General features: G+C 72.2%; 16 protein-coding genes. 8 read left to right on the plus strand and 8 right to left on the minus strand.

Annotated features, from left to right (window positions below; all coding sequences use genetic code 11):
- Positions 1–10: 10 nt before the first annotated feature.
- Together cydD and AB0M18_RS27525 are read left to right on the plus strand one after the other, a co-directional pair.
- Complete coding sequence (gene cydD / locus AB0M18_RS27520; protein ID WP_365762550.1) at positions 11–4,000, plus strand: thiol reductant ABC exporter subunit CydD; 3,990 nt, start codon at positions 11–13, stop codon at positions 3,998–4,000.
- 20 nt (positions 4,001–4,020) lie between these two features.
- Positions 4,021–5,733, plus strand: a complete 1,713-nt coding sequence (locus AB0M18_RS27525) for a GAF domain-containing protein (protein ID WP_365762552.1) — start codon at positions 4,021–4,023, stop codon at positions 5,731–5,733.
- A 20-nt stretch (positions 5,734–5,753) separates the two neighbouring features.
- Here AB0M18_RS27525 and AB0M18_RS27530 read toward each other — a convergent pair whose 3' ends face one another.
- The 6 genes from AB0M18_RS27530 to AB0M18_RS27555 form a co-directional block, all read right to left on the minus strand.
- The gene (locus tag AB0M18_RS27530; protein WP_365762554.1) at positions 5,754–6,614 is read right to left on the minus strand and encodes a Cof-type HAD-IIB family hydrolase; all 861 of its coding nucleotides are present in this window, start codon (positions 6,612–6,614) and stop codon (positions 5,754–5,756) included.
- 99 nt (positions 6,615–6,713) lie between these two features.
- On the minus strand, positions 6,714–7,619 hold the full coding sequence (locus AB0M18_RS27535; RefSeq protein WP_365762556.1) for an LLM class flavin-dependent oxidoreductase: 906 nt from the start codon (positions 7,617–7,619) through the stop codon (positions 6,714–6,716).
- Positions 7,620–7,707: 88 nt separating this feature from the next.
- The gene (locus AB0M18_RS27540) at positions 7,708–8,250 is read right to left on the minus strand and encodes an RNA 2'-phosphotransferase (RefSeq protein WP_365762720.1); all 543 of its coding nucleotides are present in this window, start codon (positions 8,248–8,250) and stop codon (positions 7,708–7,710) included.
- A gap of 110 nt (positions 8,251–8,360) precedes the next feature.
- Positions 8,361–9,320, minus strand: a complete 960-nt coding sequence (locus AB0M18_RS27545; protein ID WP_365762558.1) for a MerR family transcriptional regulator — start codon at positions 9,318–9,320, stop codon at positions 8,361–8,363.
- Positions 9,321–9,384: 64 nt separating this feature from the next.
- Entirely contained in the window at positions 9,385–11,163 is a 1,779-nt protein-coding gene (locus AB0M18_RS27550; protein ID WP_365762722.1) for an SDR family oxidoreductase, read from the minus strand.
- 2 nt (positions 11,164–11,165) lie between these two features.
- Positions 11,166–12,023, minus strand: a complete 858-nt coding sequence (locus AB0M18_RS27555) for a M24 family metallopeptidase (protein WP_365762560.1) — start codon at positions 12,021–12,023, stop codon at positions 11,166–11,168.
- A gap of 240 nt (positions 12,024–12,263) precedes the next feature.
- On the opposite strand from AB0M18_RS27555, the gene AB0M18_RS27560 reads away from it, so the two are divergent.
- The 6 genes from AB0M18_RS27560 to AB0M18_RS27585 all read left to right on the plus strand — a co-directional run bounded on the left by AB0M18_RS27560 (position 12,264) and on the right by AB0M18_RS27585 (position 18,146).
- On the plus strand, positions 12,264–13,226 hold the full coding sequence (locus tag AB0M18_RS27560; protein ID WP_365762724.1) for an ABC transporter ATP-binding protein: 963 nt from the start codon (positions 12,264–12,266) through the stop codon (positions 13,224–13,226).
- Positions 13,223–14,137: an ABC transporter permease gene (locus AB0M18_RS27565; protein ID WP_365762562.1), complete on the plus strand. Its 915-nt coding sequence runs from the start codon at positions 13,223–13,225 to the stop codon at positions 14,135–14,137. Before AB0M18_RS27560 ends, AB0M18_RS27565 begins: the two co-directional genes overlap by 4 nt.
- Positions 14,134–15,048 carry an ABC transporter ATP-binding protein gene (locus AB0M18_RS27570; protein ID WP_365762564.1) on the plus strand — a complete coding sequence of 305 codons (915 nt, stop codon included), beginning with the start codon at positions 14,134–14,136 and terminating at the stop codon, positions 15,046–15,048. The genes AB0M18_RS27565 and AB0M18_RS27570 overlap by 4 nt, the downstream gene beginning before the upstream one ends.
- Positions 15,049–15,063: 15 nt before the next feature.
- Positions 15,064–15,783, plus strand: coding sequence for an ABC transporter permease subunit (locus AB0M18_RS27575; RefSeq protein WP_365762566.1), 720 nt, complete (start codon positions 15,064–15,066; stop codon positions 15,781–15,783).
- Positions 15,784–15,993: 210 nt separating this feature from the next.
- Positions 15,994–17,397 (plus strand): dihydrolipoyl dehydrogenase, encoded by a 1,404-nt coding sequence (gene lpdA, locus AB0M18_RS27580; RefSeq protein WP_365762568.1) that lies wholly within the window; start codon positions 15,994–15,996, stop codon positions 17,395–17,397.
- 53 nt (positions 17,398–17,450) lie between these two features.
- Positions 17,451–18,146: a rhomboid-like protein gene (locus tag AB0M18_RS27585; RefSeq protein WP_365762570.1), complete on the plus strand. Its 696-nt coding sequence runs from the start codon at positions 17,451–17,453 to the stop codon at positions 18,144–18,146.
- Between the two features lie 84 nt (positions 18,147–18,230).
- Here AB0M18_RS27585 and AB0M18_RS27590 read toward each other — a convergent pair whose 3' ends face one another.
- Positions 18,231–19,040, minus strand: a complete 810-nt coding sequence (locus AB0M18_RS27590; RefSeq protein WP_365762572.1) for an HAD family hydrolase — start codon at positions 19,038–19,040, stop codon at positions 18,231–18,233.
- Positions 19,037–20,326 (minus strand): serine--tRNA ligase, encoded by a 1,290-nt coding sequence (gene serS / locus AB0M18_RS27595; protein ID WP_365762574.1) that lies wholly within the window; start codon positions 20,324–20,326, stop codon positions 19,037–19,039. Before serS ends, AB0M18_RS27590 begins: the two co-directional genes overlap by 4 nt.
- Between the last annotated feature and the right edge of the window lie 228 nt (positions 20,327–20,554).

Below are 20,554 nucleotides of genomic sequence, written 5' to 3' on the forward strand. Positions count from 1 at the left end.
ACCGGGGAGCATGTTTCACGTGAAACCGATCGATCCGCGTCTGATGCGCTACGCACGGGCCACCCGGTTCTTCCTGCTGGCGGTGGTCGGTCTCGGCCTGGTCGGAGCGGCCCTGATCATCGCTCAGGCGATGCTCATCGCCGAGATCGTGGTGGGGGCCTTCCAGAAGGGTCTGTCGGTCTCCGGGCTCACCACGCCCCTGCTGCTGCTCGCCGCGGTGGCGGGGGGCCGGGCCCTGGTCTCCTGGCTCACCGAGCTCGCCGCCCACCGGGCGAGCGCGGCGGTGAAGTCCGAACTGCGCGGCCGGCTGCTCCAGCGGGCCGCGCGGCTCGGTCCCGGCTGGCTCGGCGGGCAGAAGGCCGGTTCGCTGGCCGCGCTCGCGACCCGGGGCGTGGACGCCCTGGACGACTACTTCGCCCGCTATCTGCCCCAGCTGGGGCTCGCGGTCGTGGTGCCGGTGGCGGTGCTCGCCCGGATCGTCACGGAGGACTGGGTCTCGGCCGCGATCATCGTGGTGACCCTGCCGCTGATCCCGGTCTTCATGATCCTCATCGGTTGGTACACCCAGGCCCGGATGGACCGGCAGTGGAAGCTGCTGTCCCGGCTCTCCGGGCACTTCCTGGACGTGGTGGCCGGCCTGCCCACCCTCAAGGTCTTCGGCCGGGCCAAGGCCCAGGCCGAGAACATCCGGTCGATCACCGCCGACTACCGGCGGGCGACCATGCGGACCCTGCGGATCGCCTTCCTCTCCTCCTTCGCCCTGGAGCTGCTGTCGACCCTGTCGGTCGCGCTGGTCGCGGTCGCCATCGGCATGCGGCTGGTCCACGGCGAGCTGGACCTCTACACCGGTCTCGTCATCCTGGTCCTGGCGCCCGAGGCGTATCTGCCGCTGCGGCAGGTGGGCACGCAGTACCACGCGGCCGCCGAGGGGCTCGCGGCCGCCGAGGAGATCTTCGAAGTCCTCGAAAGCCCGCTGCCGGCCGGCGGTACGGGGGCGGTGCCCGCGTCCGTACGGCTTGAGCTCGACCGGGTCACGGTCCGGCACCCGGGGCGCGCCGCGCCCTCCCTGGACGCCGCCTCGCTCACCGTGGAGCCGGGCGAGACCGTGGCCCTGGTCGGGCCGAGCGGGGTCGGCAAGTCCACCCTGCTCGACGTGGTGCTCGGCTTCACCGCCCCCGAGGAGGGCACCGTCCGGGTCGGCGGAGCGGACCTCGCATCGCTCGACCTGGAGCAGTGGCGCTCCCGGATCGCCTGGGTGCCGCAGCGGCCCCATCTCTTCGCCGGGACGATCGCCGAGAACGTACGGCTCGCCCGGCCCGACGCCTCCGACGAGGCGGTACGGCAGGCGCTCGGCGACGCGGGCGCCGACGGGTTCGTCGCCGAACTGCCCGACGGCGTGGACACCGCGCTCGGCGAGGACGGCGCCGGTCTCTCGGCCGGGCAGCGCCAGCGCCTGGCCCTGGCCCGGGCGTTCCTGGCCGACCGGCCGGTGCTGCTGCTCGACGAGCCGACCGCCGCGCTCGACGGCGAGACCGAGGCGGCCGTCGTCGACGCCGTCCGCCGCCTCTCCACCGGCCGCACCGTCCTCCTGGTCGTCCACCGCCCCGCCCTTCTGGCCGTCGCCGACCGGGTGGTCCGGCTGGCCCCGGCGGCGCGTACGGACGAGGGCATGGGCGCGGTCGACGCGCCCGTGGCCGAAGCCGGTCGCCCTCATGTGGCCGGGCTGCTGCCCGACGGAACGCCGCTGCCGGCGTCGCCCGGCCGGGGGCCGGTCGTGACCGTGGGGCTGGGTGCGACGGGGCCCGCGGGGGCGGGCGTCGAGGCCGGGGCGGGCGTCGGCGCCGAGGGTGGCACTGGTGTGCCCCGCGTGGCCGGTCGGCTGTCCGACGGCGCTGCTGCCGAGCCCGCCACGAGCACCGAAGGCCTCGCCGAGGCGGTGCCCGGCGTTGCCGGCGCCGCCGTCCCGGACGTGGCCGGGACCGGGCGGGACGGCACGTCCGTGCCTGGCGGCGGTCTCCCGGGCCCGACGGTCCCGGACCTCGGCGCGGAGGCCGCGGTCGGCGGCGGCACGGACCAGGGGCCTGGTCGGCTGTCCGACGGCGCCCCCGCCTCCGCCACGCATGCGGAAGGCCTCGCCGGGGCGAACCTAGGCGCCGCGCGAGGTGCGCGGGCGGCCGGGGACGTGGCGAAGGGTTCGCGGTCCGTGTTCGCGCGTGTTCGCGCCATGGCCGGGCAGCTCAAGGGGCGGATGGCGCTCGCGCTGCTGCTCGGGAGTCTGGCGCTCGGCTCGGCCGTGGGGCTGATGGCGGTGTCCGGGTGGCTGATCTCGCGGGCCTCCGAACAGCCGCCCGTGCTCTATCTGATGGTCGCCGTCACCGCCACCCGCGCCTTCGGCATCGGCCGGGCCGTGTTCCGGTACGCGGAGCGGCTGGTCTCGCACGACGCCGTGCTGCGGATGCTCGCCGACCTCCGGGTCGCCGTCTTCCGGCGTCTGGAGCGGATCGCCCCGGCCGGACTGCGCCGCACCCGGCGCGGCGACCTGCTCGCAAGGCTCGTGCAGGACGTGGACGCACTCCAGGACTACTGGCTGCGCTGGCTGCTGCCGGCGGGCGCGGCCCTCGTCGTCGGCGCCGGGTCGGTCGGCTTCACGGCGTGGCTGCTGCCCGAGGCCGGGGCCGTGCTCGCGGCCGGACTCCTCGCCGCCGGCGTTCTCGTGCCGCTCGCCGGTGCCGCGCTCGCCCGGCGGGCCGAGCGGCAACTGGCGCCCGCGCGCGGCCTGCTCACCACCACCGTCGTCGACCTGCTGCGCGGCTGCGCCGAACTCACCGTGGCCGGTGCCCTGGACGACCGGGTGGCGCGCGCCGGCCGGGCCGACCGTACCCTCACCGGCATCGCCTCCCGGCAGTCCGCCGCCACCGCCCTGGGCGCCGGGCTCTCGGCCCTGGTCTGCGGCCTGACGGTCGCCGCCGCCGCGCTCGTCGGAGTACAGGCGGTGCGCGACGGACGCCTCGACGGTGTCGCGCTCGCCGTCGTGGTGCTGACCCCGCTGGCCGTCTTCGAGGCCGTCAACGGACTGCCGCTCGCCGTGCAGTACCGCCAGCGGGTGCGGCGCAGCGCCGAGCGGGTGCTCGACGTGCTCGACGCGCCCGTGCCCGTACACGAGCCGGATACGCCCGCCGCTCCCCCGGCGAGCCCGTTCCCGCTGGAACTGGCCGGGCTCTCCGCGCGGCACGCCGGGCAGGACCGGCCGGCCCTCGCCGACTTCGCGCTCACCCTCCGGCCCGGGCACCGGGTCGCCGTGGTCGGTGCGTCCGGCTCCGGCAAGACCACGCTCGCCCAGGTGCTGCTGCGCTTCCTGGACGCCGAGTCCGGCACGTACCGGATCGGCGGAATCGACGCGGCCGGGCTCGACGGAGACGCCGTGCGCCGGCTCGTCGGCCTGTGTGCGCAGGACGCGCACCTCTTCGACAGCACGCTGCGCGAGAACCTGCGGCTCGCCCGCACCGGCGCGGACGACGCGGAACTGCGCGAGGCGCTGCGCCGGGCCCGGCTCCTGGACTGGGTGGACGCGCTGCCCGACGGGCTCGACACGCTCGTCGGCGAGCACGGCTCCCGGCTCTCCGGCGGGCAGCGGCAGCGGCTCGCCCTGGCCCGGGCGCTGCTCGCCGACTTCCCGGTCCTGGTCCTCGACGAGCCGGCCGAACACCTGGACCTGGCGACGGCCGACGCGCTCACCGACGACCTGCTGCGGGTCACCGAGGGCCGGACCACCGTCCTCATCACCCACCGGCTGCGCGGTCTCGACGCCGTCGACGAGGTCGTGGTCCTGGACCGCGGCCGCACCGTGCAGCGCGGGAGCTACGCCGAGCTGGCGACGGCCGAGGGGCCGCTGCGGCGGATGCTGGAACAGGAGCGGGAGAGCGATCTGCTGCTCACCCCGGCCGGTCCGAGGACCTCGTCGGCCACCGCACCCGATCACCCGACTTTTCTCTCGAAATAGGACTAACTAGGCTCACGACCATGACAGCCGCCGTGCCCGACGCCCCGGACCCGCTCGACGCCGCGACCCAGGCCACCCGCAGCCTGCAGGGCCTCTCCACCGAGCTCACCGCGCGCGTGCCGCAGCTCCTGGAGGCCATGCGCTCCGTCGGCACCGGCCTCGAACTGCACACCACGCTCGACCGGATCTGCGAGACCGCCGCCGAACTCGCCGGCGCCCGCTACGCCGCCATCGGCATGATCGACGAAGAGGGCGAGGGACTCTCCGACTTCGTCACCTACGGCGTCGGCGCGGACGTCGCGCGTCGCATCGGGCGGCGCCCCGACGGGCACGCCGGGCTGCTCGGCGCGCTGATCCGCGAGCCGCAGACCATCCGGCTCGCCGATGTGTCGGCCGACCCGCGCTCGGCCGGCTTCCCGCCCGGGCACCCGCCGATGCGGACCTTCCTCGGCGTCCCCATCCGGGTCCAGGGCGAGATCTTCGGCAATCTCTACCTCGCGGAGAAGCACGACGGCGGCGAGTTCAACGCCTACGACGTGCACATGGTCCGGGTCCTCGCGACCGAGGCCGGGATCGCCATCGGCAACGCCCGGCTCTACGAGGCCGCCCGGCAGCGCGAGCGGTGGATCGACGGCTCCGTCGCCGTCACCACCGCGCTGCTCTCCGGCGGTGACGCCGACGACGCGCTCACCGTCGTCGCCGAGCAGGCCCGCCGGCTCGCCGACGCGGCCGCGGGCATCGTCATGCTGCCCGCCGGCGAGGGCGGTCTGGAGATCGTGGCCGTCTGCTCGGCGCACGCGAGCACGTCCCTCGGGGTGGTGATCCCGCCGGAGAGCCCGGTGGTGGAACTGCTCATGGAGGGAGAGGCGGTGTTCGTCGACGACGCCTCCACGGACCCGCGGATGCTCAGCAGCCTCTCCGCGCGGTACGGACCCGCGATGCTGCTGCCGTTGCAGAGCGGCGGGCGGGTGCTCGGCGCCCTCGCCACCCCGCGGGCGCGCGGCGACCGCCCGTTCACGGAGACCGAGCGGACCCTGGCCACGCAGTTCGCCTCGCAGGCGGCGCTCGCCCTGATGATGGCCGAGGCGCAGCGCGACCGGGAGCGGCTCGCGGTCTACGAGGACCGTGACCGGATCGCCCGGGACCTGCACGACCTGGTCATCCAGCGCCTGTTCGCCACCGGGATGATGCTGGAGAGCGCCCAGCGGAAGGCGCTCGTGCCGGCCGTGCGCGAGGGCGTCGGCAAGGCCGTGGACGAGCTGGACGTGACCATCCAGGAGATCCGTACGGCGATCTTCGCGCTCCAGCAGGGGCCGGCCGAGGCGCCGTCGGGGCTGCGCACCCGGGTGCTCCGGGAGATCAACATGGCGGCCGTGCCGCTCGGCTTCAAGCCCGCGCACCGCTTCCTCGGCGCGATCGACGCGACGGTCGGCGACCTCACCGGCAAGAACCTCATCGCAGCGCTCCGGGAGGCCCTGTCGAACGCCTTCCGGCACGCCGGGGCGGGTCGCATCGAGGTGGTCGTGGACGCGACCGTGACCCTGCCCGACGGCACCCCGGGGGTGCGTCTGTCGGTCGCCGACGACGGCGTCGGCATCCCCGAAGGCGGCCGCCGCAGCGGTCTGCGCAACCTGGCCCGCCGCGCCGAGTCGCTGGGCGGCGCGAGCTGGTGCGACCCGGGCATCGGCGAGGACGGCGGCGGTACGACGGTGGTGTGGGAGGCCCCGCTGTAGGGCCGCTGCTCCGGCGGACGTCAGCGGTTCCGTACGGCCGCGGCGACGAGCTCCTCCATGATCACCGCGACACCGTCCTCGTTGTTGCCGGTGGTGCGGCCGGTGGCGGCGGCGATCACGTCGGGGTGGGCGTTGCCCATGGCGTACGAGCGGCCGGCCCAGGCGAGCATCTCGATGTCGTTCGGCATGTCGCCGAAGGCGGCGACCTCCTCCGGCGCGATGCCGCGCTCGGCGCAGCAGTGCGCCAGCGTGGAGGCCTTGGAGACGCCGAGGCCGCTGATCTCGATGAGCGCGGTGGGGCTGGAGCGGGTGAACGAGGCCAGGTCGCCGGCGGCCTCGCGGGCGGTGGTCAGGAAGACGTCCGGGTCGAGTTCGGGGTGCTGGGCGAGCAGCTTGAGGACCGGGGCGGCGGCGCCCGGGGCCTCCTCGAAGAGCAGCTTCTCGGCGGTGGCCACGGTGGCGCCCGGGTCGAGGAAGAACGGCGGGTACTTCGGCTCGTAGTGGATGCCGGTGGTCAGCTCCACGGCGAAGCTGGTGCCGGGGGCGGCGGCGCGCAGCGCCTGTACGACCTCCAGGGCGACGGGGCGCTCCAGGGGGCGCACCTCCAGAAACGTTCCTCCCGCGTGGAGGTCGACCACCGCGGCGCCGTTCGCGCAGATGGCGAGGCCGTGGCCGTGGACGTGGGAGCTGACGACGTCCATCCAGCGGGCCGGGCGTCCGGTGACGAAGAAGACCTCGATGCCCGCCCGCTCGGCCGCGGCGAGCGCGGCGATCGTGCGCTCGGAGACGGACTTGTCGTCCCGCAGGAGGGTGCCGTCGAGGTCGGTGGCGATCAGCCGGACGGCCGGGGCTTCGGAGCGCGCGGAGTGGGATGAGGTCACCGCACCATTCTTCCGCACAACGTGCACGGGCGTGCGAGGGGGCGCACATTTGAGTAGTCGATCTGTCACTCCGCGACGCGGCGCCCCCTGCGCGCCGCTCTAGTTCCCGAGCTGGGCGAGCGCCTCGGTGGCGATGCGCTCGAAGACCGCCTGGTCGGTGGCGAAGTCGGAGTCCGGGATGGGCCAGTGGACGACGATCTCGGTGAAGCCGAGCTCCTGGTGGCGGCCGGCGAAGTCGACGAAGGCGTCGAGGGAGCTCAGCACCGTGTTCTGCTCGGGGGTGAAGCCGGTGAGCAGGATCTTGTCGAGCTCGGCGACGTCCCGGCCGATCTCGGCGCAGGCCTTGCCGAGCTTCTCGATCTGGCCGCCGACGGCCGCGAGGGACTGCTCGGGCGTCCCCGTCTCGAACAGCTTGGGGTCGCCGGTGGTGACCCAGGCCTGCCCGTGGCGGGCCGCCAGCCTCAGACCGCGCGGCCCGGTCGCGGCGACCGCGAAGGGCAGCCGGGGCCGCTGGACGCAGCCGGGGATCGCGCGGGCCTCGTCCGCGGTGTAGAAGGTGCCGCGCTCGGTCACGGCCTCCTCGGTGAGCAGCCGGTCGAGCAGCGGCACGAACTCGGCGAAGCGGTCGGCGCGCTCCTTCGGGGTCCAGGCCTCCTGGCCGAGCGCGGTGGCGTCGAAGCCGTTGCCGCCGGCGCCGATGCCGAGGGTGACCCGGCCGCCGGAGATGTCGTCGAGCGACATGAGCTCCTTGGCCAGGGTGACCGGGTGCCGGAAGTTCGGCGAGGTCACGAGGGTGCCCAGGCGCAGCCGCTCGGTCGCGCCGGCGGCGGCGGTGAGGGTGGGCAGCGCGCCGAACCAGGTGCGGTCGCGGAACGAGCGCCAGGTGAGGTGGTCGTAGGTGTAGCCGGTGTGGAAGCCCAGCTCCTCGGCTCGCTGCCACGCGGCGCGGCCGCCCTCGTGCCAGCGGAAGACGGGAAGGATCACGGTGCTCAGGCGCAGGGTCATGCTCCCGAGCCTACGTCCGGGGCCCCGCCGTGGACGGAGCGGAGGAAGGCGGGGTTCGGCCAGGGATCAGCCGGGGATCAGCCGGAGGTCAGTTGGGGAAGCGCAGGAACCGCGGCGGTACGGAGTCGGTGAGCCAGACGCCGTTGGCGCTGACGTGGAAGACGTGGCCGGCCCGGTGCATCGCGCCCGCGTCGACGCTCAGCACGACAGGGCGGCCGCGGCGGGCGCCGACCCGGGTGGCGGTCTCGCGGTCGGGCGAGAGGTGCACATGGTGGCGGGCCATGGGGCGCAGCCCCTCGGTCCGGATGGCGGGGAGCCGGTCGGCGACCGTACCGTGGTAGAGGTACGCGGGCGGCTCGGCGGGCGGCAGGTCGAGGTCGACCGGGACGGTGTGGCCCTGGCTGGCCCGGATCCGGGTGCCGTCGATCGCGAAGCGCCTCTTGTCGTTGGCCGCGACGACATGGTCCAGCTCGGCGCGGGTGATCGGGAAGCCGTGCGCGGCGGCGGCCGTCAGGAGCGCGTCGATCTCGGTCCAGCCGTTCGGGTCGAGGACGAGCCCGATGCGTTCGGGCTGGTGACGCAGATGCTTCGAGAGGTACTTCGACACCTTCACGGTGCGTCTCTCGTCCATGGTGCGTTTCTCGTCATTCATGAATCCATTGAAGCCGCGGGTTTGTTCCACAGCCAAGTGGGTTTATCCACAGGTCAGTTGTCGATTCTGTGGACAACGCCCCTGAGGGTTCATGCCTCTTGACCGATTTGGCTGCTGTTTGCGGCATTTGAGGCAAGAGTGTCCAATGTTCTTGTCTGCACCTCTCGTTCGGCCGCCGCCGTGATGAACGCCGCCACGTTCTCCGCGCCAACGAGCCTTTCCACGGCCCGAATCGTCTCCGGTGGCAGGGCCACCGCACGCGGCTCGCGCTCCTCCGGCGGCGGGTTGTCCCAGGACAGGTGGTGCTGGAGGTGCCGAGTGGCGAACAGGCGCATGGCCCGCGCCAGTTCGGCGTCCACCGTCTGCTGGGCCAGCGGCCGCAGCCGCCGTACCAGCGTGGCCGCCTCGGCCGCGTCGGCGTCCGTCGGCGGCCGGTGCTCCAGATAGCGGGCGAAGACGTGCTCGCTGGTGAACTCCAGGAAACGGGAGGCGATGTGCTCGACCTGGCCGCGAAGTTCCCGCAGATGGCCGGTGATTGCGGCCAGCGGGACGCCCGCCGCGTACAACTCGGCGGCCACCGCCAGCTCCTGGGGGCTGGGTACGAGGTACTCCTCGGTCTCCCGGTCCGGGACGCGCTCCAGGACCCCGAGCTCGATCGCCTCGCGGACCGCGTCCTCGTCGGGGGTGCCGCCGAAGCGGGCGTCCAGGTCGGCGCGGGAGATCCGGTCGGCCTCCTCGTCCGTCCACGGGCCGTCGACCTCGGCCACCAGACCGAGCACCCCGCCGAGTCCGCGCCCGGTGTCCCAGGCCTCCAGGAGCTCCTTGATGGAGGCCAGGGTGTAGCCGCGGTCGAGCAGGTCGGCGATCTGCCGGAGCCGGGCCAGATGACTGTCCCCGTACACGTTCGACCTGCCCCGCCGCTCCGGGCGGGGCAGCAGACCGCGGTCCTGGTAGGCGCGGATGGTCCGCACGGTGGCCCCGCTGTGATGGGCCAGATCCTCGATCCGGTACTCCGGCTGTGCCACCCGCTCGGACAAACCCGTTCCCATCGCCCGCTCCCTTCACCCGTCGAGGGATGGTACGACTGCCCCGCCCGGCCCTGCCCGCCCCGTCCTACGCCGGCGGCCGCACCCGGGCAAGCGCCCGCAGTGCGCCCGGGGCGAGCCGGGACAGCAGATGGGCGCCGCGGGCCTCCGGGGTGACCGGCACCACGGCCTCGTCGCGCAGCACCGCGCGCAGGATCGCGTCCGCGACCTTCTCCGGCGGGTAGTTGCGCATCCCGTAGAGACGCGAGACCTTCTGCTGCCGCCGCTTCTCCTCGGCCTCGTCGGTGACCCCGGCGAACCGCGCGGTGTGGGTGATGTTGGTGTTCACGATGCCCGGGCAGATCGCCGAGACGCCGATCCCCTGCTCCGCCAGCTCGGCCCGCAGGCACTCGCTCAGCATCAGCACCGCCGCCTTCGACGTGCTGTACGCGGGCAGTGCGCGGGAGGGCTGGAAGGCCGCCGCCGAGGCCGTGTTGACGATGTGGCCGCCCTGGCCGCGCTCCGCCATCTGTCCGCCGAAGATCCGGCAGCCGTGGATCACGCCCCACAGATTGACGTCGAGGACCCGCTGCCACTCCTCGCTGGTGGTCTCGAAGAACGAGCCCGTGAGCCCGATCCCCGCGTTGTTGACCAGGACGTCCACCACGCCGTACTCGCTCGCCACCTTCGCGGCCAGCTTCTCCATCGCCTGCTCGTCGGCGACGTCGACGGTCTCGCCCCAGGCCTCGGGCGCCCCGATCAGCCGGGACATCTCGGCCGTGCGGGCCGCGCCCTCGGCGTCCCGGTCCACCGCGATCACCCGGGCGCCGGCCTCCGCGAAGGCGAAGGCGGTGGCCCGGCCGATGCCGCTGGCCGCGCCGGTCACCAGGACCAGCTGCCCGCCGAAGCGCTCCGCGTACTCCGGGCGCACATCGCTCTTGGGCGCCGGGCGCGGGGCCTTCGTCGCCGGGTCCTCGTTCGCCTCGACGAACTCGGTGATCCACGCCGCCAGTCGATCCGGCCGGGTGCGCGGCACCCAGTGCTTGGCCGGCAGGGTGCGCCGGGTGAGGTCCGGCACCCAGTGGGCCAGGTCGTCGTAGAGCCGCTCGGAGAGGAAGGCGTCGCCGGTCGGGGTGATCAGCTGCACCGGCGCGTGCGCGAAGGCGTCGGCGCGCGGCCGGGTCAGCCGGGCCCGTACGTTGTCCCGGTACAGCCAGGCGCCGGTGGCCGCGTCGCTGGGCAGCGAGGGAGTCGGGTAGGCGCCGGCCGGGACCTTCTCCATCCGCTCCAGGAGCTTCGGCCACCGCCTGCCGAGCGGCCCGCGCCAGGCGAGCTCGGGCAGCACCGGCGTGTGCAGCATGTACACGTACCAGGACTTGGCGCCCTGACCGAGGAGCTGGCCGACCCGGCGCGGGGTGGGCCGGGTCATCCGGGTCTTGATCCAGTGCCCGAAGTGGTCGAGCGACGGCCCGGACATCGAGGTGAAGGAGGCGATCCGGCCCTCGGTGCGGGGCACCGTCACGAACTCCCAGGACTGCACCGAGCCCCAGTCGTGCCCGACCAGGTGGACCGGCCGGTCCGGGCTCACCGCGTCCGCGACGGCCAGGAAGTCGTCGGTCAGCTTCTCCAGGGTGAAGCCGCCGCGCAGCGGGGTCGGCGCGGTCGACCGGCCGTGGCCCCGCACGTCGTAGAGGACCACGTGGAAGCGCTCGGCGAGCCGCGTCGCGACCTCCGACCAGACCTCCTTGGAGTCCGGATAGCCGTGCACGAGCAGCACCGTGGGACGGTCCGCGTCCCCCAGCTCGGCCACGCACAGTTCGATCCCGCCGGTGCGGACCCGGCGCTCGCGCGCCTCCTTGAGACTCACGCTCACGCTGCCTTCTCCTCGTTCCACCGCCGCACGTGCGGCAGGTCGTCGTCCAGCCAGAAAGCGCTCTGCTCGGGGTCCCTGGAGTCGGTGACGACCAGGATCTCCTCGAACTTCGCGCCCGTACCCCGGAATCCCAGGTGCGGCTCGACCGCCCACAGGCCCGGCCTGGGCGGGTGGTCGGAGAACCTGTACGGCGACCAGAGCGGCGACCAGCCCTCGCGGTGGCCGTGCAGGGCGTCGCTCGCCAGGCCCTTGAGGGACTCGGCGCCGAAGCCGAACAGGGTCGGCGCCCAGCGGCGCTCCTTCACCCGGCCGACCTTGTGGGCGATCACGCCGAAGGGATAGGCCCGGTGCCGGTTCGCATAGCCCTGGCGCACCATGAGCCGGTCCACGTCCTGGTAGATCTCCCGCAGCGTGCGGCGCTCGCGCACCTCGCGCAGGATCAGCTCGCGGTGGTCCTTCAGATCGGCGAGCAGCTTGTCGTGGACCGGGTTGAGGCCCAGGCAGCCGGAGTAGCCGATGTCGGCGGCCCGGCCCTTGTGGACGGGCGCCATGTCCAGGATGAACGGCATCCCGGCCTCCAGGCGCTTGTTCGTGGGGAAGAACTGGAGCGGGACCTTGAAGTCGACGAAGGCCGTGCGGTCGCCGAACCAGGCGAAGGGGCGGTGGAACCAGTCCTTCACCCCTCGCGCGTACAGCCACTCGCGCTGCATCCGGGCCGCCTCGCGCTCGGTCACCCCCGGCCTGAGCTGGGCCGCGACGGCCTCCGCGCACTCGTAGGAGAGGCGCTGGACCTCTCTGAACCCCGCCAGCTCCGCGGTGAGTTCGCGCGTCACTGTCGTACCTGCCGATGCCATGCGACCCCGCCCGTCCCTGTGTGAGCTCGCGTGAGCGTCCGGTAGCCCTACGCGTCCGTAACTTGACATCGATGAATGTGACAATGCTCGGCGGCTGCGTCAAGGGGTGTGCAGCGCCCTGTGGAAAACGAGACCTTGGTCGTCGCGCCCTTACGGGCTTGTACTCCTGGAGTCGGACAAGGATCGAGCCGTTGGTCTGACGACTCGCGTGACCCACGCCACTACCGTCGAAGCGTGACTGTGATCGCCACCGAAAGCCTCAGCAAGCGGTTCCCCCGGGTGACCGCTCTCGACCGGCTCTCCCTGGACATCGGGCCCGGTGTGACCGGACTGGTGGGTGCCAACGGAGCCGGCAAGTCCACGATGATCAAGATCCTGCTCGGTCTGTCCCCGGCCACGGAGGGCCGCGCCGAAGTCCTCGGACTCGACGTCGCCACCGCCGGCGCGCAGATCCGCGAGCGGGTCGGCTACATGCCGGAGCACGACTGCCTGCCGCCCGACGTCTCGGCCACCGAGTTCGTCGTACACATGGCGCGCATGTCCGGGCTCCCGCCCGCCGCCGCCCGCGAGCGCACCGCGGACACCCTGCGCCATGTCGGCCTGTACGAGGAGCGCTACCGCCCCATGGGCGGCTACTCGACCGGCATGAAGCAGCGGGTGAAGCTGGCCCAGGCCCTGGTCCACGACCCGCAGCTGGTGCTGCTCGACGAGCCGACGAACGGCCTCGACCCGGTCGGCCGCGACGACATGCTCGGCCTGATCCGCCGGGTGTGGACCGACTTCGGCATCTCCGTCCTCGTCACCTCGCACCTGCTCGGCGAGCTGGAGCGCACCTGCGACCACGTCGTCGTCATCGACGGCGGCCGGCTGCTCCGCTCCAGCTCCACCAGCGACTTCACCCGCACCACCACGACCCTCGCGGTCGAGGTCACCGACTCCGACGCCCACCCGGACGGCACGGAGGCGCTGCGCGCGGCCCTCACCGCCGCCGGCGTCACCCTGCACCCCGGCGTCGAGGACGGCCTGCCGGGCGCCGGGCACATCCTGCTCCTGGAGGCCTCCGGCGACGAGACCTACGACCTGGTCCGTGACACCGTCGCCGGCCTCGGCCTCGGCCTGGTGCGCATGGAGCAGCGCCGCCACCACATCGCCGAGGTCTTCAAGCCGCAGCAGCAGGAACAGGAGGAGGTGGCGGCGCGATGAGCCCGCAGACCCCCGGGGCCGTCCAGGCCCCCGACACCAGCCGGATCCACAACATCGGCTACCGCAGCTACGACGGACCGCGGCTCGGCCGCGCCTCCGCCCGCCGCGCCCTGTTCTCGCAGTCGCTGCGCGGCGCGTACGGCCTGGGCCGCAGCGCCAAGTCCAAGGTGCTGCCGATGGTGCTGTTCGCCGTGATGTGCGTGCCCGCGCTGATCATCGTCGCGGTCGCCGTCGTCACCAAGGCGTCGAAGCTGTCCATCGAGTACACGCAGTACGCGATCTTCCTGCAGATGGTCATCGGGATCTTCGTGGCCTCCCAGGCCCCGCAGTCCGTCTCCCGCGACCTGCGCTTCCGGACCGTGCCGCTGTACTTCGCCCGCCCGATCGAGCGCGTGGACTACGTCCTCGCCAAGTACGGGGCGATGGCCTCGGCGCTGTTCATCCTGACCGCCTCCCCGCTGCTGATCCTCTGGATCGGATCGCTGCTCGCCAAGATGGACTTCGCCGACCAGACGCAGATGTTCGGCCAGGGCCTGGTGTCCGTGGCGCTGCTCTCCCTCCTCTTCGGCGGCATCGGGCTCGTCATGGCGGCCCTCACCCCGCGCCGCGGCTTCGGCGTCGCCGCCGTGATCGCCGCCCTGGTGATCACCTACGGAGCGGTCTCCACCCTCCAGGGCATCGCCTACGGCACCGAAAACGTGGGCGCCGTCAAGTGGATCGGCCTGTTCTCGCCGATCACCCTCATCGGCGGTGTGCAGGACGCCTTCCTCGGCGCGCCCACCCAGTTCCCCGGCGGGGAGGGCGCGGGACCCGGCACCGGCGCCGGCGTGGTCTATCTGCTGGTCGTCCTCGCGCTCATCGCCGGTTCGTACGGCGTGCTGATGCGCCGCTACCGAAAGGTCGGGCTGTGACAACGCTCAACATCGACCACGCCTCGCGCTGGTTCGGCAACGTCGTGGCCGTCAACGACGTCACCATGACCATCGGTCCCGGTGTCACCGGCCTGCTCGGCCCCAACGGCGCCGGCAAGTCCACCCTGATCAACATGATGGGCGGCTTCCTCGCCCCCTCCACCGGCACCGTCACCCTCGACGGCGAGGCGATCTGGCGCAACGAGTCGGTCTACAAGCAGATCGGCGTCGTCCCCGAGCGCGAGGCGATGTACGACTTCCTCACCGGCCGCGAATTCGTCGTCGCCAACGCCGAGTTGCAGGGCCTGGGCGACGAGGAGGCCCAGCGGGCCCTCGCCACGGTGGAGATGGAGTACGCGCAGGACCGCAAGATCGCCACGTACAGCAAGGGCATGCGGCAGCGCGTGAAGATGGCCTCGGCCCTCGTGCACGAGCCGTCCGTGCTGCTGCTCGACGAGCCGTTCAACGGCATGGACCCGCGCCAGCGCATGCAACTCATGGACCTGCTGCGCCGGATGGGCGCCGAGGGCCGCACCGTGCTGTTCTCCTCGCACATCCTGGAGGAGGTCGAGCAGCTCGCCTCGCACATCGAGGTGATCGTCGCCGGACGGCACGCGGCCTCCGGCGACTTCCGCCGGATCCGCCGCCTGATGACCGACCGGCCGCACCGCTATCTGGTCCGCTCCAGCGACGACCGGGAGCTCGCGGCGGCGCTGATCGCCGACCCGTCCACGGCCGGCATCGAGGTCGAGCACGGCGCCGAGGGCGGACTGCGCATCCAGGCCGTGGACTTCGGCCGGTTCACCGAGCTGCTGCCGAAGGTCGCCCAGGAGCGCGGCATCCGGCTCCTCACGGTCTCGCCCTCGGACGAGTCCCTCGAATCCGTCTTCTCGTATCTCGTAGCGGCCTGAAAGGAGCCCCGACCGATGTACAACCCCACTGTCGCCCGGCTCACCTACCGGGCCCTGCTCGGCCGCCGGCGGGCGCTGATCCTGTTCGCGCTGCCCGCGCTGCTGATCATGATCGCCGCGGCGATCCGCGCCTTCAACGGCGCCGACGACCAGGTCGCGGCCGATGTCCTCGGCGGCTTCGCGCTCGCCACCATGGTGCCGCTGATCGGCGTGATCGCCGGCACCGGCGCGATCGGCCCGGAGATCGACGACGGCTCGATCGTCTACCTCCTGTCGAAGCCGGTGAAGCGGCCCACGATCATCTTCACCAAGCTGATCGTCGCCGTCGCCGTCACCATGGTCTTCTCCGCCGTGCCCACCCTGATCGCCGGCTTCGTCCTCAACGGCAACGGGCAGCAGGTCGCCGTCGCCTACACCGTGGCGGCCCTGGTGGCCTCCATCGCCTACAGCGCGCTCTTCCTGCTCCTCGGCACGGTCAGCCGGCACGCCGTGGTGATCGGCCTGGTCTACGCGCTGGTGTGGGAGGCCCTGTTCGGCTCCCTCATCGCGGGCGCCCGCACCCTCAGCGTCCAGCAGTGGGCGCTCGCCCTCGCCGAGAAGGTCACCGGCGACAGCCTGATCAGTTCCGAGGTGTCCCTGCCCACCGCGATGGCGCTGCTCGTCGCCGTCACCATCGGCGCCACCTGGTTCGCGGGCCACAAGCTGCGCACCCTCACCCTGGCGGGCGAGGAGTAGCCGGGGCCCGGGGTCCGGACCCGTGCGGCCTCAGACCGTACGAGTCCGGGCCGCGACCGGGTCGGCGGTGGAGCGGACCGAGGTGCTCGGTGTGACGTCCCTCGCCTCCCCGGCCGGTCCGCAGGGACGGGACTACTGTGGGCTCGTACGTGGCCTCGTACACGGACTCGTACGCGGACCGAACACCCTCACCACCCTCGGGAGTCAGTCATGTCAGACCGCTTCGACGTCGTCGTACTCGGAGCTGGCCCCGGCGGCTACGTCGCCGCCATCCGCGCCGCCCAGCTGGGCAAGCGGGTCGCGGTCGTCGAGGAGAAGTACTGGGGCGGCGTCTGCCTGAACGTCGGCTGCATCCCGACCAAGGCGCTGCTGCGCAACGCCGAGCTCGCCCACATCTTCAACCACGAGGCCAAGACCTTCGGCATCAAGGTCGACGGCACGGTCTCCTTCGACTACGGCGAGGCGTTCCGCCGCAGCCGCACGGTCGCGGACGGCCGCGTCAAGGGCGTCCACTTCCTGATGAAGAAGAACGGCATCACCGAGTTCGACGGCCGGGGCACCTTCCTCGACGCGAACACCCTCCAGGTGGCGAAGGCCGACGGCACCACGCAGACGATCTCCTTCGACAACTGCATCATCGCCACCGGCGCCACCGCCCGCCTGCTGCCCGGCACCGCGCTGAGCGACCGCGTCGTGTCGTACGAGGAGCAGATCCTCGCCGAGGACGCCCCGCAGTCGATCATCATCGCCGGCGCCGGCGCGATCGGCATCGAGTTCGCGTACGTCCTGAACAACTACGGCACCAAGGTCACCATCGTCGAGTTCCTCGACCGGATGGCCCCGCTGGAGGACGAGGAGGTGTCGAAGGAGCTCGCGAAGCAGTACCGCAAGCTCGGCATCGACGTCCTCACCTCGACCCGCGTCGACGCCATCGACGAGTCCGGCCCGCAGGTCCGCGTCACCGTCACCGGCAAGGACGGCTCCCAGAAGGTCCTGGAGGCCGACAAGGTCCTGCAGGCCATCGGCTTCGCCCCGAACGTCTCCGGCTACGGCCTGGAGAACACCGGTGTCGCCCTCACCGAGCGCGGCGCCATCGACGTCGACGGCCGCTGCCGCACCTCCGTGCCGAACATCTTCGCCATCGGCGACGTGACCGCGAAGCTGATGCTCGCGCACACCGCCGAGGCCATGGGTGTCATCGCCGCCGAGACCATCGCGGACGCCGAGACGATGGAGCTCGACTACCCGATGATCCCGCGGGCGACCTACTGCCAGCCGCAGATCGCCAGCTTCGGCTACACCGAGGCGCAGGCCCGCGAGAAGGGCTACGACGTCAAGGTCGCCAAGTTCCCCTTCATGGCGAACGGCAAGGCGCACGGCCTCGGCGACTCGACCGGCTTCGTGAAGATCGTCGCCGACGCCAAGTACGGCGAGATCATCGGCGCCCACCTGATCGGCCCGGACGTCACCGAGCTGCTGCCCGAGCTGACCCTGGCCCAGCAGTGGGACCTGACCGTGCACGAGGTCGCCCGCAACGTCCACGCCCACCCGACCCTGGGCGAGGCCGTGAAGGAAGCGATCCACGGCATCGCCGGACACATGATCAATTTCTGATCCGGGGTATTTCTCTCAGGTCTCCCCCACAAAGGGGTGATAGGCACGGACTTGTGCCTCGCGAAACCTCTCCCCGTGCGCCGGGTGGCGAACCGTCCCGACCCCTCAGGTCGTGGGTGCGTTCGTCACCCGGTACGCACATCTGGCTGGCCGTCATCGCGCTCACCAGCCTGGTCATCGCGCTGTCCTCGGACGGCCTGGACCACTATCTGCTGCACCGCAACAGCAGCAATCTGTACGAGCTCTCCCGGCACCCCCTGCGGGCCCTGCTCGGCAGCGCCTTCTGGATCGAGAACCCGGCGAGCCTGCCCTTCTACGCGGTCCTCTTCGAGGTCTTCCACGCACCCGTCGAGCGCTGGCTCGGCACCGTGAAATGGCTCGTGGTGGTCGGCACCGCGCACGTCGCCGCCACGCTCGTCAGCCAGAAGGTGGTCCTGGAGGCCATCAGGGACCACGACGTGCCGCGCAGCATGGCGCACGTCGTCGACATCGGGGTGAGCTACGGCCTCGCCGCCTCGGTCGGCATCCTCACCTACCGGCTGCCGCGCCCCTGGCGCTGGTTCTATCTGGCTGGCGCGGTGGCCTTCTTCGCGGTCCCGCTGGTCTCCGACCGTACGTACACCGACCTCGGGCACGCGGTCTCGCTGGTGATCGGTCTGGCCTTCTGGCCGCTGACCCGGGACGGCCACGGCCCGGGGGCCGGACCGGAAAAATCCCTGGTGGACGCCGACGGACGCGGCGCACACTGAGGGGGTACGGGAACGGGGCGGCCGCTTCGAGCGCGCGGAGGCGAACCGCGCGGGCCGCCCCGCTCCTCGTACCGATCCCCGGACTTACGCGCCGAGCAGCCGCTCCAGGACGACGGCGATGCCGTCCTCCTCGTTGGAGCCGGTGACCTCGTCGGCCACCGCCTTCAGCTGCTCGTGGGCATTGGCCATGGCCACACCGCGGGCCGCCCAGCCGAACATCGGGATGTCGTTGGGCATGTCGCCGAAGGCGATGGTCTCCGCGGCCTTCACGCCGAGCCGGCGCGCGGCGAGCGAGAGCCCGGTCGCCTTGCTGAGGCCGAGCGGCACGATCTCCACGATGCCCGGACCGGCCATGACGACGTCGACGAGACCGCCGACGATCTCCCGGGCGAGCCGGGTCAGCTCGTCGTCGCTCATCAGCGGGTGCTGGATGTAGAGCTTGGTGAGCGGCGCCGCCCACAGCTCGGCCGGGTCCTCGTACGGCACGTACGGCAGCGGCCCGTCCTGGGTCCGGTAGCCGGGGCCGATCAGGACCTCGCCCTCCAGGCCGTCGCGGCTGGCGGCCAGGGCCAGCGGCCCGACCTCCGCCTCGATCTTGGAGAGCGCGAGCCCGGCGAGCTGCCGGTCGAGGGTCAGCGAGGTCAGCAGCCGGTGCTCGCCGGCGTGGTAGACCTGCGCGCCCTGCCCGCACACCGCGATCCCCTCGTAGCCGAGGTCGTCGAGGATGTGCCGGGTCCAGGGCACGGCCCGCCCGGTCACGACGATGTGCGCCGCGCCGGCCGCGGTCGCCGCGGCCAGCGCCTCGCGCGTCCGGTCCGAGACGGACTCGTCGGGCCGCAGCAGCGTCCCGTCGAGGTCCGTCGCGACCAGGCGGTAGGGGAAGGCGGCGCTCACTTGGAGATCGGCTCCAGGACCTCGCGCCCGCCGAGGTAGGGGCGCAGGACCTCGGGCACCCGCACCGAGCCGTCGGCCAGCTGGTGGTTCTCCAGGATCGCCACGATGGTGCGCGGGACGGCGCACAGCGTGCCGTTCAGCGTGGCCAGCGGCTGCACGACCTTCTTGCCGTCCTTGTCGTCGCGCATGCGGACGGACAGGCGGCGGGCCTGGAAGCCGTCGCAGTTGGAGGCCGAGGTCAGCTCGCGGTACTTGCCCTGGGTCGGGATCCACGCCTCGCAGTCGAACTTGCGGGAGGCGGAGGCGCCCAGGTCGCCGGTGGCGACGTCGATCACCTGGAACGGCAGCTCCAGGGAGGTCAGCCACTGCTTCTCCCAGTCGAGCAGCCGCTTGTGCTCGGCCTCGGCGTCCTCCGGCGCGACGTACGAGAACATCTCGACCTTGTCGAACTGGTGGACGCGGAAGATGCCGCGGGTGTCCTTGCCGTACGTGCCGGCCTCGCGGCGGAAGCACGGCGAGAAGCCGGCGTACCGCAGGGGCAGCTTGTCGGCCTCGATGATCTCGTCCATGTGGTACGCGGCGAGCGGGACCTCGGAGGTGCCGACCAGGTAGAAGTCGTCCTTCTCCAGGTGGTACACGTTCTCCGCGGCCTGGCCGAGGAAGCCGGTGCCCTCCATGGCGCGCGGGCGGACCAGGGCCGGGGTGAGCATCGGGACGAAGCCGGCCTCGGTGGCCTGCGCGATCGCCGCGTTGACGAGCGCGAGCTCGAGCAGCGCGCCGACGCCGGTCAGGTAGTAGAAGCGCGAACCGGAGACCTTGGCACCGCGCTCGACGTCGATGGCGCCGAGCGCCTCGCCGAGCTCCAGGTGGTCCTTGGGCTCGAAGCCCTCGGCCGCGAAGTCGCGGATGGTGCCGTGGGTCTCCAGGACGACGAAGTCCTCCTCGCCGCCGACCGGCACGTCCTGGTGGACGATGTTGCCGAGCTGGAGGAGCAGGGTGCGGGCCGTCTCGTCGGCCTCGTTCTGCTCGGCCTCCGCGGCCTTCACGTCGACCTTGAGCTGTTCTGCCTTCTGCAGCAGCTCGGCGCGCTCCTCGGGGGAGGCCTTGGGGATCAGCTTGCCGAGCGACTTCTGCTCGGAACGGAGTTCATCGAAGCGGACGCCGGACGACCTGCGCCGCTCATCGGCGGAGAGCAGGGCGTCGACGAGGCCGACGTCCTCTCCACGGGCGCGCTGGGAGGCGCGAACACGGTCGGGGTCCTCACGGAGCAGGCGAAGGTCAATCACCCCACCAGGCTACCGGTGCGGCCGGGAGGGCCCTACCCGATATAGGGTTGCGTGTCACTTTGCCCGAATTGCTTTGCTTTCCGGTGAATTACTCGTTCCGGAGTTCCTGCATAGTTCTGCACAGCGAGGGTGAGTTATCCACAGGCTGTGCGAAAGATCTGTGGACGAATACGGGCCGTCGATCTTTCCCGCATTTTCCCACTCCTTCGAGTGGGAATCGCTCGCCCC

The organism is Streptomyces sp. NPDC051909, assembly GCF_040681095.1.
Taxonomy (GTDB): domain Bacteria; phylum Actinomycetota; class Actinomycetes; order Streptomycetales; family Streptomycetaceae; genus Streptomyces.